1 protein-coding gene and 1 pseudogene are annotated in these 1,126 nt (G+C 74.8%); both read right to left on the bottom strand.

The annotated features are described in order from the left end of the window. Window positions 1–271, bottom strand: a pseudogene (locus ACYVE9_RS27820) (hypothetical protein); the annotation flags it as partial. After that, the coding region (locus tag ACYVE9_RS27815; RefSeq protein ID WP_461030657.1) for an alpha/beta fold hydrolase at window positions 268–1,126 on the bottom strand (859 nt) is incomplete at its 5' end. The gene ACYVE9_RS27815 and the pseudogene ACYVE9_RS27820, both read right to left, overlap by 4 nt.

Genomic DNA, 1,126 nt, shown 5'->3' with positions numbered 1-1,126 from the left:
GCAGGTCGACGCGGGTCAGGCTCCACGGGGGCAGGGGCCCGTCCCGCTGCTCCGGTTCGCCGCCGTCGGTGACGGTGAACCGGGCGCGCAGGGGGGCCGTCTCGGCCACGGCCGTGGCGAAGGCCGCCTCGAGGAGGCCGGGGTCGACGGGCCCGGCGATGTCGAGAGCCACGCCCACGTGGTAGCGCCCGGGTTCCGCGAGCCGTTCGCCCAGCCAGATGCCGCGCTGGGCCGTCGTCAGTGGCAGCGGCGGGTGGTCGGGGCCGCTCACCGGGGCACGTCCGACTCCGTGCGCTCGTCCCGCAGCAGCAGTACGAGCGTCTCGGCGATCTCCGCGAGCGGCCCGGGGCGCCCCATCTCGGCGTGCGGGCAGTCCACGGGGCGGACCTCGGGCTTGCCGCCGTCGACGTAGGGCTCCCACTGCCGCGCGGCCGCCTCGGGGGAGGTTTCGAGGGCGGTGAAGACCAGCAGGTCGCCGGTGTAGCGGGAGGGGGTGTGGTCGTGGGAAAGGACGGCGTTGTTGGTGTAGACGCGGCAGAGGGTCTCGATCATGGCCTCGTCGAAGGTGGCGAGGAGGCCCGGGTAGGCGCGGGCGATCTCCAGGAATCGCGGGTAGGTCATCTCCTCGTCGTCCCAGAGAGCGGGGTCGTACCCGAAGAACTGCAGGACCGTCCGCATCACGTGGTCGGGGCCGAACCGCAGCGCGGCGGCGTCCGCGCCGGCGTCTCCCTCTCCGGCGGCCGGCGCGCCCGGCTGGGGGCCGTCGTCCGCCGGAGTGGCGAGCGGCATCGAGTCGAGGACGGCGAGGAGTCCGACCTTCTCCCCCGTGCGCTGGAGTTGGACGGCCATCTCGTGCGCGACGACGCCGCCGAACGACCAGCCGAGCAGGTGGTACGGGCCGGTCGGCTGCACGGTGCGGATCTGGGTCACGTAGTCCGCGGCCATCTCGGCGATCGACCCGGGCAGGACCCGTGCCCCGTCCAGGCCGCGCGCCTGGAGCCCGTAGAGCGGCTGGTCGGTGCCCAGGGGTCCGGTGAGGCCGGCGTACGACCAGGCGATCCCGGCCGCGGGGTGCACGCAGAACAGCGGCGGGCGGCTGCCCTCCTCGCGCAGCGGCAGCAGCACG

This window comes from Streptomyces sparsus, assembly GCF_054776295.1.
This window is presented reverse-complemented; position numbering and strand designations above follow the sequence as displayed.